Below are 12,487 nucleotides of genomic sequence, written 5' to 3' on the forward strand. Positions count from 1 at the left end.
AGGCAATCAGGCCGATATCTGGTGTCAACGATCAATCAAGTTCAAGCATAGCGGAGGCTGAAGATCATGACCACGGTACAGCAAAAGCTCCATTCGACCCCGGCGCAGAGCTGGTTTTCCCTGCTGGTGCATGAATTTTCCCTGCTTGTGCACCGCCGGCGCGGCTACGTCGACGTCCGGGAGCTGTCGCCGCATTTGCAGCGCGACATGGGTTTTCTCGACGGCAACGACCCGTCCGGGCGCTGCAAATAAACGTGTTGGATTTTATCGATGGGCCGCTTAATCTATCAGGAACCGTCGAGCAAAGCCGTGGCGGTCCGCTCGTCGGTGATGAGGCCATTGACCAGCCGGCGGTTCACAGCGGCCAGGATGCCCGGCAACTTACGCTCGCCCATGGCGAGCGCAATGACCAGCGACTTTTCGCGTGACGGCAAGGCTGCCGACGATACCCGGTCGTTGGTGATGCCCTCGATCATGCGGCCTTCCCGATCGAACACCCAGCCGACGATCTCGGCGACGCCGCCAGCCTTTTGCAACGCCTTCAACTCGCTTTCCGAGATAAAACCGTCCTCGTAGAGCGGCGCCTTCGGGCCGAGATCGCCGATGCCGACAAAGGTCACGTCGGCTTCCGCGGCCAGCGCCAGCGTCGGTTGGATCATCGGCTGGGCAAGCAGCATCTCGCGCTCTTCCGGCGACGAGGCGATGACCGGCAGCGGCATCGGGAACGAGCGCGCCTTGACCCGGTCGGCCATGGTGAAGATGACGTTGTAGAAGGCGGCCGAACCGTCGGGCGAGATGTTGCCGGTCAAGGACACAACCTTGTGCTGCGAGCATTCCATCGGCGGCAATTGCTCGATCGCCGCCTTCAGCGTGCGGCCGGTGCCGATGGCCAAGACGATGGGCGTCGGTGACCGCAGCCGCCGCTCGATCTCGGCCGCAGCCGCCTCGGCAATGCCGATCGTGGTCGAGGATGAGGTTGGATCGCTCGGCACCACTTCGACGAGGTCGAGCGCGAAGCGTGACTTCAGTCTAGCTGCGAGATCAAGGCAATTGGCGATCGGGTGATCGACGCGAACCTTGATCAGCCCCTCCGACACCGCCAGCGACACCAGCCGCTGCGCCGTCTGCCGGGAAATGCCGAGCGTGGCGGCGATCTGGTCCTGGGTGTTGCCGGCAACATAATAAAGCCAGCCGGCGCGCGCTGCCTCGTCCAGCCTGCTGCTGCCGCCGTCTTGCCGCGAATTCAAAATGTGCCTCCAGCCCTGCCCCTTTGCCCGCCCTTGGGCGAAGCGTCATAGTCTTGCAGGGAATGTATCGGCGCGCAATTGTCTATCGGCAGGGCAATTGCTTGCTGCTTCGATCCGGCCGCCGCGCGGCAACCAACCAAGCGAAAATCGCCAGCGGACGGGCTCGGCGGTTTATCTCCTGATACAAACGCTTTAAGGGGATCGGCAAAGGAGCCTCGCATGACGCCGAAAGCGGTTTTCTGGGATATGGACGGCACGCTGGTCGACAGCGAGCCGCTGCATGAGGCGGCCTTGGTGGCGGCGCTGCGCAGCGTCGGTATCACGCCGCCGGCCGACCTGCATGAGCGGGTGCTGGGCGTCGCCGCCGCACCGGTCTACGAGATGCTGCGCAGCGAGTTCGGCCTCGACCTGCCCTTCGACGACTGGATCGTGCGCAAATACGATCACTACATGCCGATGGCCGAGACGCTGAAGCCGCGCCCCGGCGCGATCGAAGTGTTCAACGAATTGCGCGCGCTCGGCGTGCAGCAGGCGGTGGTGTCCAATTCCGACCGGGTGATCGTCGATGCAAATCTGAGCGCCGTCGGCCTGATCTATCCCGGCATGCGCACGATCAGCCGAAACGACGTGCGCGAAGGCAAGCCGCATCCCGAACCGTTCCTGCGCGCCGCATGGCTGGCCGGCGTCGATCCTTCAGACGCGGTGGCCGTCGACGACAGCGTTACCGGCGCCACATCAGGCCTGGCCGCGGGGATGCGGACGATCTTCTGGCCGGAAGCGCCGATGGCAGGACCGAAGGGCGCTGTCGTGATCAACAGTGCGGAAGAGTTGCGGGCTCAGTTGGGACTCTGAGTGAGCCTATGAACGTCGGCGCTGCCCCTCATCCCCCTGCCGGGACCTTCTCCCCGTGAACGGGGAGAAGGGTGAACTCATTCAGCTCCGGTACACCGGCTCTTCCTCGTCGAGGATCGCCTTCAGCTCGGCAAGGTGACGCTCTGCCTGGCCGGGATAGTCGTCCATCTCGCTGGCGGCCTTTTCGGCAATGGCATCGGACAGCGTGCGCAGCGGACGGCCGGTCCACAGAGCCTTGATGTAGGTTTCGGCGGCGCGCTCGAAATAGAACATGCGGTTGAAGGCGTCGGCGACGGTGTCGCCGATGACCATGACGCCGTGATTGCCCATCACCATCACTTTGACCTTCGGGTCGGTGAGCAGTTGCGAGCAGCGCTCGCCTTCTTCCTCGAAGGCCAGCCCGCCATAATGGGCATCGACGACGTGGCGGTTGAAGAACATGGCCGAGTTCTGATCGATCGGCGGCAGGGTCGAGTCGGCCAGCGATGCCAGCACGGTGGCGTGGATGGAATGCACATGCATGGCGCAGCGCGCATGCGGCACGTTGCGGTGAATGGCGCCGTGCAGACCCCAGGCGGTCGGGTCGGGCGCATTCGGGCCGGACAATGTCTCGGGATCATTGGCGTCGATCAGCAAAAGGTCGCTCGCCTTGATGCGCGAGAAATGCACCTGGTTGGGGTTCATCAGGAATTTGCTGCCGTCCTCGTTGACCGACAGCGAAAAGTGATTGGCCACGGCTTCATGCATGTTGAGCCGCGCCGTCCAGCGGAAGGCGGCGGCCAGATCGACGCGCTCCTCATAGTAGGGCAGGTTGGTCAGCGTTTCCTTTTGCAGGCGGGCGATGCTCATCCGAAAAACCTCCGTTTTTAAGAGAATGCCGCGCTCAGCCGTGGCCAGCAACCGCAAACTGGTGGGTCAGGTTGTCCCAAAACCGCTACGCACTTTTGGGCGACATGCATTACGCCGCCGAGCGAGCCGACTGCAGCCCGCCATGTTCGACGATGAAGTCGATGACTTCCTGCAGTCCCTTGCCGCGCGACAGGTCGGTGAAGCCGAACGGGCGCTTGCCCCGCATTCGGGCGGCGTCGCTCTCCATGACATCGAGGTTGACGTTCACATAGGGCGCCAGATCGCTCTTGTTGATGACCAGGAAATCGGAACGGGTGATCGCCGGCCCGCCCTTCCTGGGGATTTCCTCGCCCTGGCAAACCGAGATGACATAGAGGGTCAGGTCGGCAAGGTCCGGCGAGAAGGTGGCGGCAAGATTGTCGCCGCCGGATTCGATGAAGACGATGTCGAGATCGGGGAATTTCCTGTTCAGCCCGGCGATCGCCTGCAAATTGATCGAGGCGTCCTCACGGATGGCGGTGTGCGGGCAGCCGCCGGTCTCCACGCCGACGATGCGGTCCTCAGGCAGCGCCTGCAGGCGGGCCAGCATCATGGCGTCTTCCTTGGTGTAGATGTCGTTGGTGACGACGGCGATGGAGAAATCGTCGCGCAGCGCCTTGCAGAGCTTTTCGGTGAGCGTCGTCTTGCCGGAGCCGACGGGACCGCCGATGCCGATACGCAGGGGACCGTTTGCCTGAGTCATACCGAAAACTCCGTCATGCCGAAAACTCCGTGATGGCGAGGATGGCGAAGCTGAGCCCGATCAACAGGCAGAGCGGCGAATAGAAGCTGACATCGAGCCGCGCAAAAGGCTGTTCCGGCGCCAGACGGCGCCACCACGGCGTGAAGCCGGCAATGCCGCGGCCGAGGAAGACCAGCCCTATGAGCAGCGCTGTGGCGGCAAGGCCTTCCCTTGGAAAGGGGGTGGCGAAGACCCCGGTCAGCGCCAGCGGCCAGAGGGTTGCGAGGCACAGGCACGCGGCAACGGCGAGACAGGCAAACGGCGTCGGCATCTCGTCGACGCCGCGAAAGCCGACGACGGCGTGGGCGCAGGAGACGCCGTCCCTGCCCGGCCAGATGCCGCCAAGGCCCCAATAGACATGCAGCGCGGTGATCAGCAGCAGGACGGCCGAGAGGGCGAAGGCGAGGACGATCATGAGCGGAACAGCCTGGAATACTGCGTCTCGTGCTTCATCGCCATGATGTCGGAGATGAAGGCGCAGCCGCCGAGATCGTCCAATGTCGAGCCGGCGGCGCGCGCGGCCGTCGACAGCGCCAACGGCTCGAAGCCGGCGAGCAAGGCCATAGCGTCCGTCTGGCCGACGATTCCGAGTCGGATCGCCGCCTGGACGAGGTTGGAGAAGAAGGCCTGCAGGAAGGCCGACATCGCGTCCTGAAGCGCGATGCCGTTGCCGCCGGCAACGGCGCCGACGGCGACACAGTAGGCGCATTCGGCCGGCAGGCGGCCCAACACCGGATTCGCCCAAGCCGCTGCCGCTTTCAGGAAGGCGGCGCCTTGCAGCATGGTTTCGGTGTGACGCTCACGCGAGCCGGCCAGCGCTTCGGCGAGATCGGCAATTTCATGGAGATCGCCGCCGTCGCGGGCGCGGCGCCAGGCTTCCGTGAAGAGCACGGCGTCGTTCCAGCCCGAGCCCATCTCGACCAGCGTCTCCAGCCAGAAGGCGAGGCTGGCGGTATCGGCAACCAGCCCGTCTTGCCCGGCGCGTTCGAGGCCATGGCTGTAGGCAAAGCCGCCGACCGGAAAGGCCGGCGACAGCCACGCCATGAGCCGCAGCAAAGCGATGCCGGATGGCTGGTCAGTCATGATCGTGATGGTGCCCGTCATGGGAATGGCTGTGCGAATGCGACTCGCTGTGTGCGTGGGAACGTCCATCATGGGAATGCGCTTCGGCGTGCGCATGCGCATGGCCATGATCGTGACCATGCGCACCTTGGGCGGAATAGGCGCCGCGCACCGGCTTGAACGGTTCGGAGACTTCGCGGACCGTGGCGCCCAGCCCTTCCAGCATAGCCTTGATGACATGGTCGCGCAGGATCAGGATGCGGCCGGGCTCGATCGCTGCCGCCAGATGGCGGTTGCCGATATGCCAGGCAAGCTCCGTCAGATGCACCGCATCGCGGGCGCGGATATCATAGACCTCTTCGGGTGCCGCGGTGATCTCGACCTGGCCGCCATCCTCCAGCACCAGCCGGTCGCCATCGTTCAAGGTCACGGGCTCGGGCAGATCGACCAGCACCTTGCTGCCGTCGGCAAGCTCAATGGCGCGGCGGCGCAAATGACGCTCGTCATGGGGCAGGACGGCACGGCCGGATGGCGGCGTAGTTCCGGCAGTGCCGGCAGGCACCACCGAGACGGCCCGGGGGAACTTGGTGAAGTCGGTGTTCAGGTTGAGTTTCATCGCATGGCTCCACCGTTAGCCTGGGCTCTCGCACGGGCAGGCCGCGCCAGGACGCGGTCGAAATACGCGTTGACGCGCTCGGATTCGATCGGAAATTTTCCGGCGCGGGCCCAGCCGCCCATGTCGCCCAACAGCACGTCGACGGCGGAAAACCGGTCGCCCAGCGCAAACTCCCGATCCCCCAGCCGGCCGTCGAGCGCCTTGGCCTCCGAGGCGAAATCGTAGGCGGCGGCGGGGCCGACATCGACCCGCACGTCCTTCGGCAACAGGAAGCGGTGGCGCAGCTTGTTCCACAGCGGCGCTTCGAACTCGGACTGGGCAAAATGCATCCAGGAATCCATTTCGGCGCGTCCGGCCACACCTGGATTGGCGCCCATGCCTTTGTCGGCGTGCTTGTCGGCGAGATAGACGCAGATTGCCGCCGAATCAGTCACCGTCAGTTCGCCATCGATCAGGATCGGCACCTTGCCCGACGGGTTGAGCGCATAGGCTTCGGGCGAACGCAATTTGACCTCGACGAATTCATAGGGCTGCCCGAGTTCCTCGAGCATCCACAGAACGCGGCTGACGCGGGATCCACGCGATCCGATGGCCTTGTACATGGTTGAACCCTCTTTCCTGCGACCCTAAACCATAGCCACTGTTCAGCCGATGGTGTCGAAGAGCCGCAGGATGAACGATATCTGATAGATCAGCGTGCCGGCGACGAAGGCAATGTGGAAGCGGCGGTCACGCACCAGTATGGCGGCGATGCACAACACCACGAAAACCGGCGTTCGGAACAGATATTCATTGCCGTAGCGGGCGAAATGCTCGGGACCCTTCAGCAGCGTGTCGACGACGTCGAGCAGATAGGTCGTCGCCAGCAGGCCGAAGAACCAGCCACGGCGTGAATAGAAGAAATCCTCGTAGCTGGTGTAGTCGAGCATCGAATCCGGAAACAGCAGCGCGCACAGCAGGAACAGCGTGATGGCGTAGAAGATCAGGAACAGGTACTTGCCGAAAGTCCAGACCTCTATGGTGTAGAGGCCGAACTCCCACCACCAGAAATGCACCAGCAGCAACAGCATGGAGGCGACCCAGCCGAGGTGCACGGGATAGAGCCTGTACTGGCCGGGATGCTGGACGATGCGCGCCACCCCCGACAGCAGGCGAGCGACGCCAAGTCCGATCACCATGCCCATGACGATGCGGATATGCGGGAAGATGTCGTGGGCGGAGGCTATTTCGGTGGCCATGACCTGCTACGCGGTTTCTTTGAGCCGCATATTGCGGCGGCACCGACCGGCTCGCAATGGAATTTGCCGGGTCGATCAAATCGCCCCTCGCCTCAAAACAGGAAATACCGCTGCGCCATCGGCAGCACGGTTGCCGGCTCGCAAGTCAAGAGTTCGCCATCGGCGCGAACCTCATAGGTTTCGGGATCGACCTCGATATGCGGCGTGGCGTCGTTGAGGATCATCGAGTGCTTGCCGATGCCGCCACGGGTATTTTCGACCGCGACGAACTGCTTGTCGACGCCGAGCCTGCCATGCAGGCCGGACTCCAGCGCCGCCTTGGAAACGAAGGTCACCGACGAGTTGGTCCTGGCCTTGCCATAGGCGCCGAACATCGGGCGGTAGTGCATGGGCTGGGGGGTCGGGATAGAGGCGTTGGGGTCGCCCATCGGGGCTGCGGCTATCATGCCGCCGATCAGCACCATGTCCGGTTTGACGCCGAAGAAGGCTGGGTTCCACAGCACCAGATCGGCGCGCTTGCCGACCGCGATCGACCCGATGTCCCTGGACAGCCCATGCGCGATGGCCGGGTTGATGGTGTATTTGGCGATGTAGCGGCGGACGCGGAAATTGTCGTTGTTGCCGGTCTCCTGCGGCAATGACCCGCGCTGGCGCTTCATCTTGTCGGCGGTCTGCCAGGTGCGGATCGCCACCTCGCCGACACGGCCCATGGCCTGCGAGTCCGACGAGATGATCGAGAAGGCGCCGATATCGTGCAGAATGTCTTCCGCCGCGATGGTCTCCTTGCGGATACGGCTTTCGGCAAAGGCGATGTCTTCAGGGATCGACGGCGACAGATGGTGGCAGACCATCAGCATGTCGAGATGCTCGGCCAGCGTGTTGACGGTGTAGGGCCGCGTCGGGTTGGTCGAAGACGGAATGACGTTGGGCAGGCCGCAGACCTTGATGATATCGGGCGCATGGCCGCCGCCGGCGCCTTCGGTGTGGAAGGCGTGGATGGTGCGGCCCTTGATGGCGGCGACGGTGTTCTCCACAAAGCCGGATTCGTTCAGCGTGTCGGTGTGGATCATCACCTGCACGTCGTAATCGTCGGCAACCGACAGGCAGCAATCGATGGCCGCCGGCGTCGTCCCCCAGTCCTCGTGCAGCTTCAGCGAGCAGGCCCCGCCCAGCACCATTTCCTCCAGCGCTGCCGGCAGCGAGGCGTTGCCCTTTCCGGACAGGCCGATGTTCATCGGGAAAGCGTCGGAGGACTGGATCATGCGCGCCATGTGCCAGGGTCCGGGCGTGCAGGTGGTGGCCAGCGTGCCATGCGCCGGGCCGGTGCCGCCGCCGAGCATGGTGGTGATGCCCGACATCAGCGCTTCGTCGATCTGCTGCGGACAGATGAAGTGGATGTGCGCGTCGAAGCCGCCGGCGGTCAGGATCTTGCCCTCGCCGGCGATGATCTCGGTACCGGGGCCGATGATGATGGTGACACCGTCCTGCGTGTCGGGATTGCCGGCCTTGCCGATCGCCGCGATGCGGCCGTCCCTGAGACCTATATCGGCCTTGAAGATGCCGGCAGTGGCATCGACCACCAGCGCGTTGGTGATGACCGTGTCGACCGCGCCGCCGGCGCGCGACACCTGGCTCTGGCCCATGCCGTCGCGGATGACCTTGCCGCCGCCGAATTTCACCTCCTCGCCATGGACGGTGAGGTCCTTTTCGACCTCGATAAACAGCTCGGTATCGGCCAGGCGCACTCTGTCGCCGACCGTCGGGCCATACATCTGCGCGTAGGCGGCGCGGGTAATTCTAGCCATCAGTCAATGCTCCCCAAACGAGAGTCCGGCCGCAGCCGAACTCCACATCGTCGCCATCCAATGGTCATGCAATGACCCGCTCGGCGACACCTTCTGATCCCATTTGGCCGTTGAGGTGGCCGTGCCACCCCAAACCGCCCGTTTGCCAAACCCTTGGCCAAATCGATGAAAGGAAAATACATGCGCAAAATCATCGTTCTTGCAGCCGCCGCCACGCTGGCCTCCGCAACCGTAGCCGGCGCCCAGCAGCAGCCCACGCCGCAACCGAAGCCGGCGGCGCCCAGCGCTCAGCCGGCGGCGCCGGCGATCCAGAAGGTCAACATCGTCGATATCAGCGAATTGCCCAAGGCCACCCAGACGCAGGTCAATCAGGTGATCGCCCAGCGTGGCGATGCCGGGCTGCAGAAACTGCGCTCTTCGATCGACGCGACGCCGCAGATCAAGTCGGCGCTCGAAGCCAAGGGGCTCACCTCGGCACAGGTGGTCGCCGCCAGCATGACCACCGATGGCGCGCTGACCCTTGTCACCAAGAAGGCAAGCTGAAAGAAGCGCTTGGCGGGCCGGCACCCGGCCCGCCAGCCCACAGGGAACCTTCGCCCGACAGGAGGCGTTTCGTTCCTTTGGCGCCGAACGGCGTTGCACAGAAAAGTCCACCAGGAGCGAGCAATGCCTGTCTTTGCCGACACCAGATGGCTCCAGAGCCTTGCTGCCTGCACATTTCTCGCAGCTTTCGGCCCGCAAGCCGCGCAAGGTCTTGAAAGCGCTGACGCCGTCAACCGGGCCGACACCGTCAACAGGATCGTCGGCTCCGATGTCCGGCAGGAGGAGGCGCGGACGGAACCACAGACCAACAAGATCATCACCGCGATCGAGCGGACGCGTGAGAACATCGGCGCCGTGCGCAAGACGTCCAAGCTCGATACTGTGGATATCGTCTTCCTCACCGACGCGGCGCGCAGCGAAGGCGGCCCGCCGCCGGCGGTCGAGAGCAAGGTCGAACAGCATCAGGATGACATTGCGGAACTGCGCAAGGAGATCGACGCCAACGCCTTGCTGTTCAACGCCATCGATTCGCGGCGCGTGCTTACGGAAGACGTCCTTGCGGTGGAATTCGACGGCTCGGCAAGAATCGTCATCTACGCGGCGGCCAGGCCGTCGAACTGACCTCAGGGCGCCCGACCCCGTCGATCTCACAGCCTGCCCATGATCTTCTGCTGAAAACCGTAGACCTCGCGTTTTCCTCCGAACGGCACCAGCGTGACGTCCCGCTCTTGTCCCGGTTCGAAGCGCATCGCGGTGCCGGCGGCAATGTCCAGACGCATGCCGCGCGCTTTGTCGCGATCGAATTTCAACCCCTCATTGGTCTCGAAGAAATGGTAGTGGCTGCCGACCTGGATCGGCCGGTCGCCGCTGTTGGCCACCTTCAGCGTCACCGTCGGCAGCCCCTTGTTGAGCTCGATGTCGCCGCTTGCCGTGATGATTTCGCCGGGAATCATCGTTAGCCTCACAAAACGCCGAAGACCAGGCCGACGGCGACTGCAGCACAAGCGGCGCCAGCGGCGCGGGCAAGCCCGCGAAAGCGCATGCCGAGGCCAAGGCCGGCAGCGATGCCCATGGCATGGAGAAGTGCGGTGGCAACGGCAAAGCCGGCCATATAGTCAAGTCCACCGGCATTTTCCGGCACTTCGGTGCCGTGGGCATGGCCATGGAACAGCGCGAACAGGCCGATGATGGCGACTCCGGCCGAGACCGGCAGATCGACCGCCAACGCCACCAGCAAGCCAAGCGCGACGACGGAGGCAAGGATGCCCGGTTCGACGAAAGGCACCGGCACGTGGAGCATGCCGAGCGCGCCGCCGACCAGCATGACGCCGACAAAGGCCAGCGGCCAGGCCCAGATTGCCTTGCCGCCCTTGAGCGCCGCCCACAGGCCGACGGCTACCATGACGGTCATATGGTCGAGGCCGGACAGCGGATGCGCGAAGCCCGCCGCGAAGGACGAGGTCGTGCCGATGCCGACATGGGCATAGGCGGGCATCGCCGCCGCCAGCAGCAGGATCGCTGCAAGCGTGGTGCGTTTGGTTGAAGCAGAGATCATCGGTCTTCCCTTCGAAGTCACGAAAACAATCACGCAGCCTTGCGCGGGCCGCAGCCCTCGGCCTTGAGCACGCGTTGGGTCGAGGCCGGATATTTCACCAGTTTCTCCACTGGGCGGATCGGGCGTGCGGAAAAATTGCCGCCGCAGTTCGGGCAGACGCCGCCCAGCACATGTTCAGCGCAGTCAGCGCAGAAGGTGCATTCAAAGGTGCAGATCAGCGCGTCCGCCGCTTCCGGCGGCAGGTCCTTGTCGCAGCATTCGCAATTCGGTCGCAGCTCCAGCATCGTTTTCTCCTCACCTGATCGGTTCGTGAACGGTCACCAGCTTGGTGCCGTCGGGAAAGGTCGCCTCGACCTGCACGTCGTGGATCATCTCGGCGATGCCTTCCATCACCTGCCCGCGGGTGATGACATGGGCGCCGGCCTCCATCAGTTCGGCGACCGGGCGGCCGTCGCGGGCGCCCTCGACGACGAAATCGGTGATCAGCGCGATCGCTTCGGGGTGATTGAGCTTGACGCCGCGTTCCAGCCGCTTGCGCGCCACGATCGCCGCCATGGCGATGAGCAGCTTGTCCTTTTCACGCGGCGTCAGGTTCATGCGCTTTCCTGGATTTGGCCTGTATTTGGCTCAGAGTGACCATAATTTGGGCAGACCCGCCCGCCCGTTGAGCAGTTCGACGAGCGGAACCAGCCGCTTGCGCAGCTGATAGCCGTCCTCGGCAAACAGCCTCGCAAGAAGCTTGCCAGATTTTTTGACGCTCCAGGCGCTGGCATCGCCGTCGGCGCCGACGATGTCGCGGGCCGGATCGAGCAAGGCTTCGGCCTGCGGCGAGACCATCAGCAGCGTCGCAGCGGCAATGGCGCCGCCGGCGACAGCCGGGCGGCCAAGTGCCGCCGCGATAGCCGGCCCGATGCGGAAATCCTCGGCATGAACGAGCGCACCATCCTGGCGGACACGCCAACGGTCGTGGAAATGGCCGTGCGCGGCCTCTTCGCCCATGGCGAGGCGGCCGAATATGGTGGCTTCAAGCAGCAATGCCTCGGCGCCTGCGTCAAGCTCGACCTCGAGCGTGCGGGCAAAGGCCGAGCGGTCGAAGACGATGGTTTCCTGGGGCAGCCAGGCGATACGCCCGCCCGCGCCGACGCTGAGCTTCACCCGAACTTCGGCGCGGTCGCTAGCGGCACGATAGATCTTTTCGCAGGCCTGGGTGGTTATCGAGGCGGAGGCACCTGGCCCGACATCGATTTCCCAGCCGAGCCGATCGCCGCCGGTCAGACCGCCGGCGGTGTTGATGAGCACGGCTTCGAGCGGATCGGCCGCAACGGCCGGCATGCGGATTTTGGCCGAGCCGTCCTGATAGAGGCGCAAAAGCCGGGTGCGTCCATCCCTGACGCCGCACGCAAGCCGGGCCGCCCCGGCCGCGCGCTGGGCCGGAAGAGCTGGGATCAAGACATGCTGCAACGTATCCACGGCGCTAACGTTAAGCACTCCCGGCGCTTTGTCGATATGGTGCTTGTTGATATAGCTTGTTGCTTGACAGCGTTTCCGTTTCTATAGAGGGAGCCTCTTTGGAACGGTCATGCTGCGCCTGGCGGGTTTTTGAAGGCGACGGCGATTTCAGTCCAGGCAACAGGGGCGCCAACCAATCGGCACCGCGACGTTATAAAATTGGGGAAGGAATCGAATGGCTGACGAGCTGGCAACGGAAATCATCGCCAAGATCAGGGCACATGCGGAGCCCGGTGGCGAAGAGATCACCACCAATACGGAATTGACCGCGCTTGGCATCCATTCCCTGGAACTGACCGAGATCATCTTCGATCTCGAGGAGCAGTACGGCATCGAGATCGAGATGAACACGGTCGATGCCTGGAGCAATCTCAAGAATGTCGGCGATATGGTTGAGGCTGTTCGCGCGCTGATTGCGAAAAAAGCCTGA

At 63.9% G+C, this 12,487-nt stretch carries 19 protein-coding genes; 5 read left to right on the forward strand and 14 right to left on the reverse strand.

The window, feature by feature from the left end; all coding sequences use genetic code 11:
* Positions 1-66 precede the first annotated feature (66 nt).
* Positions 67-252, forward strand: a complete 186-nt coding sequence (locus tag NL532_RS02120) for a hypothetical protein (RefSeq protein WP_023671244.1) — start codon at positions 67-69, stop codon at positions 250-252.
* A gap of 35 nt (positions 253-287) precedes the next feature.
* Here the strand turns inward: NL532_RS02120 and NL532_RS02125 are convergent, their stop codons facing one another.
* The gene (locus NL532_RS02125) at positions 288-1,247 is read right to left on the reverse strand and encodes a sugar-binding transcriptional regulator (RefSeq protein WP_023671243.1); all 960 of its coding nucleotides are present in this window, start codon (positions 1,245-1,247) and stop codon (positions 288-290) included.
* Between the two features lie 219 nt (positions 1,248-1,466).
* On the opposite strand from NL532_RS02125, the gene NL532_RS02130 reads away from it, so the two are divergent.
* Complete coding sequence (locus NL532_RS02130; protein ID WP_023671242.1) at positions 1,467-2,099, forward strand: HAD family hydrolase; 633 nt, start codon at positions 1,467-1,469, stop codon at positions 2,097-2,099.
* Between the two features lie 81 nt (positions 2,100-2,180).
* On the opposite strand, the gene NL532_RS02135 is transcribed toward NL532_RS02130, so the two are convergent.
* The 8 genes from NL532_RS02135 to ureC all read right to left on the reverse strand — a co-directional run bounded on the left by NL532_RS02135 (position 2,181) and on the right by ureC (position 8,450).
* The gene (locus NL532_RS02135; RefSeq protein ID WP_023671241.1) at positions 2,181-2,948 is read right to left on the reverse strand and encodes a class II aldolase and adducin N-terminal domain-containing protein; all 768 of its coding nucleotides are present in this window, start codon (positions 2,946-2,948) and stop codon (positions 2,181-2,183) included.
* 109 nt (positions 2,949-3,057) lie between these two features.
* Positions 3,058-3,690, reverse strand: a complete 633-nt coding sequence (gene ureG, locus NL532_RS02140) for an urease accessory protein UreG (protein WP_023671240.1) — start codon at positions 3,688-3,690, stop codon at positions 3,058-3,060.
* 13 nt (positions 3,691-3,703) lie between these two features.
* On the reverse strand, positions 3,704-4,144 hold the full coding sequence (locus NL532_RS02145) for a DUF3995 domain-containing protein (protein WP_023683597.1): 441 nt from the start codon (positions 4,142-4,144) through the stop codon (positions 3,704-3,706).
* Entirely contained in the window at positions 4,141-4,812 is a 672-nt protein-coding gene (locus NL532_RS02150; RefSeq protein WP_023683598.1) for an urease accessory protein UreF, read from the reverse strand. Before NL532_RS02150 ends, NL532_RS02145 begins: the two co-directional genes overlap by 4 nt.
* The gene (gene ureE, locus NL532_RS02155) at positions 4,805-5,407 is read right to left on the reverse strand and encodes an urease accessory protein UreE (RefSeq protein WP_023683599.1); all 603 of its coding nucleotides are present in this window, start codon (positions 5,405-5,407) and stop codon (positions 4,805-4,807) included. The genes NL532_RS02150 and ureE overlap by 8 nt, the downstream gene beginning before the upstream one ends.
* Entirely contained in the window at positions 5,404-6,009 is a 606-nt protein-coding gene (locus NL532_RS02160; protein WP_023683600.1) for a glutathione S-transferase family protein, read from the reverse strand. Before NL532_RS02160 ends, ureE begins: the two co-directional genes overlap by 4 nt.
* Positions 6,010-6,051: 42 nt before the next feature.
* Entirely contained in the window at positions 6,052-6,645 is a 594-nt protein-coding gene (locus NL532_RS02165) for a hypothetical protein (RefSeq protein WP_023829332.1), read from the reverse strand.
* A gap of 92 nt (positions 6,646-6,737) precedes the next feature.
* Positions 6,738-8,450, reverse strand: coding sequence for an urease subunit alpha (ureC, locus tag NL532_RS02170; protein WP_031203249.1), 1,713 nt, complete (start codon positions 8,448-8,450; stop codon positions 6,738-6,740).
* A gap of 180 nt (positions 8,451-8,630) precedes the next feature.
* Between ureC and NL532_RS02175 the strand changes: the two genes are divergently transcribed.
* Together NL532_RS02175 and NL532_RS02180 are read left to right on the forward strand one after the other, a co-directional pair.
* Entirely contained in the window at positions 8,631-8,993 is a 363-nt protein-coding gene (locus tag NL532_RS02175; RefSeq protein ID WP_023671233.1) for a hypothetical protein, read from the forward strand.
* A gap of 123 nt (positions 8,994-9,116) precedes the next feature.
* A complete protein-coding gene (locus NL532_RS02180; RefSeq protein WP_023689155.1) occupies positions 9,117-9,614 on the forward strand; it encodes a hypothetical protein in 498 nt (165 codons plus the stop codon).
* 26 nt (positions 9,615-9,640) lie between these two features.
* On the opposite strand, the gene NL532_RS02185 is transcribed toward NL532_RS02180, so the two are convergent.
* Genes NL532_RS02185 through NL532_RS02205 form a run of 5 tightly spaced genes read right to left on the reverse strand, consistent with a single transcriptional unit; the run spans position 9,641 to position 11,997 of the window.
* Positions 9,641-9,946, reverse strand: a complete 306-nt coding sequence (locus NL532_RS02185) for an urease subunit beta (RefSeq protein ID WP_023671231.1) — start codon at positions 9,944-9,946, stop codon at positions 9,641-9,643.
* 8 nt (positions 9,947-9,954) lie between these two features.
* A complete protein-coding gene (locus NL532_RS02190) occupies positions 9,955-10,548 on the reverse strand; it encodes a HupE/UreJ family protein (protein WP_023689154.1) in 594 nt (197 codons plus the stop codon).
* Between the two features lie 29 nt (positions 10,549-10,577).
* The gene (locus NL532_RS02195; RefSeq protein ID WP_023671229.1) at positions 10,578-10,832 is read right to left on the reverse strand and encodes a DUF1272 domain-containing protein; all 255 of its coding nucleotides are present in this window, start codon (positions 10,830-10,832) and stop codon (positions 10,578-10,580) included.
* A gap of 10 nt (positions 10,833-10,842) precedes the next feature.
* Positions 10,843-11,145, reverse strand: coding sequence for an urease subunit gamma (locus tag NL532_RS02200; RefSeq protein ID WP_023689153.1), 303 nt, complete (start codon positions 11,143-11,145; stop codon positions 10,843-10,845).
* A gap of 30 nt (positions 11,146-11,175) precedes the next feature.
* Entirely contained in the window at positions 11,176-11,997 is an 822-nt protein-coding gene (locus tag NL532_RS02205; protein WP_286487873.1) for an urease accessory protein UreD, read from the reverse strand.
* 235 nt (positions 11,998-12,232) lie between these two features.
* Between NL532_RS02205 and NL532_RS02210 the strand changes: the two genes are divergently transcribed.
* Positions 12,233-12,487, forward strand: a complete 255-nt coding sequence (locus NL532_RS02210) for an acyl carrier protein (RefSeq protein WP_023671226.1) — start codon at positions 12,233-12,235, stop codon at positions 12,485-12,487.

The sequence above is a fragment of the Mesorhizobium sp. C120A genome (assembly GCF_030323105.1).
Taxonomy (GTDB): Bacteria; Pseudomonadota; Alphaproteobacteria; order Rhizobiales; family Rhizobiaceae; genus Mesorhizobium.

What these genes read in the sequence shown, in the direction of transcription:
- ureG (WP_023671240.1), bottom strand. Translation starts at nt 3,690, where the DNA reads ATGACTCAGGCAAACGGTCCCCTGCGTATCGGCATCGGCGGTCCCGTC.
- NL532_RS02190 (WP_023689154.1), bottom strand. Translation starts at nt 10,548, where the DNA reads ATGATCTCTGCTTCAACCAAACGCACCACGCTTGCAGCGATCCTGCTG.
- NL532_RS02165 (WP_023829332.1), bottom strand. Translation starts at nt 6,645, where the DNA reads ATGGCCACCGAAATAGCCTCCGCCCACGACATCTTCCCGCATATCCGC.
- NL532_RS02160 (WP_023683600.1), bottom strand. Translation starts at nt 6,009, where the DNA reads ATGTACAAGGCCATCGGATCGCGTGGATCCCGCGTCAGCCGCGTTCTG.
- NL532_RS02135 (WP_023671241.1), bottom strand. Translation starts at nt 2,948, where the DNA reads ATGAGCATCGCCCGCCTGCAAAAGGAAACGCTGACCAACCTGCCCTAC.
- NL532_RS02185 (WP_023671231.1), bottom strand. Translation starts at nt 9,946, where the DNA reads ATGATTCCCGGCGAAATCATCACGGCAAGCGGCGACATCGAGCTCAAC.
- NL532_RS02120 (WP_023671244.1), top strand. Translation starts at nt 67, where the DNA reads ATGACCACGGTACAGCAAAAGCTCCATTCGACCCCGGCGCAGAGCTGG.
- NL532_RS02210 (WP_023671226.1), top strand. Translation starts at nt 12,233, where the DNA reads ATGGCTGACGAGCTGGCAACGGAAATCATCGCCAAGATCAGGGCACAT.
- ureC (WP_031203249.1), bottom strand. Translation starts at nt 8,450, where the DNA reads ATGGCTAGAATTACCCGCGCCGCCTACGCGCAGATGTATGGCCCGACG.
- NL532_RS02200 (WP_023689153.1), bottom strand. Translation starts at nt 11,145, where the DNA reads ATGAACCTGACGCCGCGTGAAAAGGACAAGCTGCTCATCGCCATGGCG.
- NL532_RS02150 (WP_023683598.1), bottom strand. Translation starts at nt 4,812, where the DNA reads ATGACTGACCAGCCATCCGGCATCGCTTTGCTGCGGCTCATGGCGTGG.
- NL532_RS02145 (WP_023683597.1), bottom strand. Translation starts at nt 4,144, where the DNA reads ATGATCGTCCTCGCCTTCGCCCTCTCGGCCGTCCTGCTGCTGATCACC.
- ureE (WP_023683599.1), bottom strand. Translation starts at nt 5,407, where the DNA reads ATGAAACTCAACCTGAACACCGACTTCACCAAGTTCCCCCGGGCCGTC.
- NL532_RS02130 (WP_023671242.1), top strand. Translation starts at nt 1,467, where the DNA reads ATGACGCCGAAAGCGGTTTTCTGGGATATGGACGGCACGCTGGTCGAC.
- NL532_RS02175 (WP_023671233.1), top strand. Translation starts at nt 8,631, where the DNA reads ATGCGCAAAATCATCGTTCTTGCAGCCGCCGCCACGCTGGCCTCCGCA.
- NL532_RS02195 (WP_023671229.1), bottom strand. Translation starts at nt 10,832, where the DNA reads ATGCTGGAGCTGCGACCGAATTGCGAATGCTGCGACAAGGACCTGCCG.
- NL532_RS02180 (WP_023689155.1), top strand. Translation starts at nt 9,117, where the DNA reads ATGCCTGTCTTTGCCGACACCAGATGGCTCCAGAGCCTTGCTGCCTGC.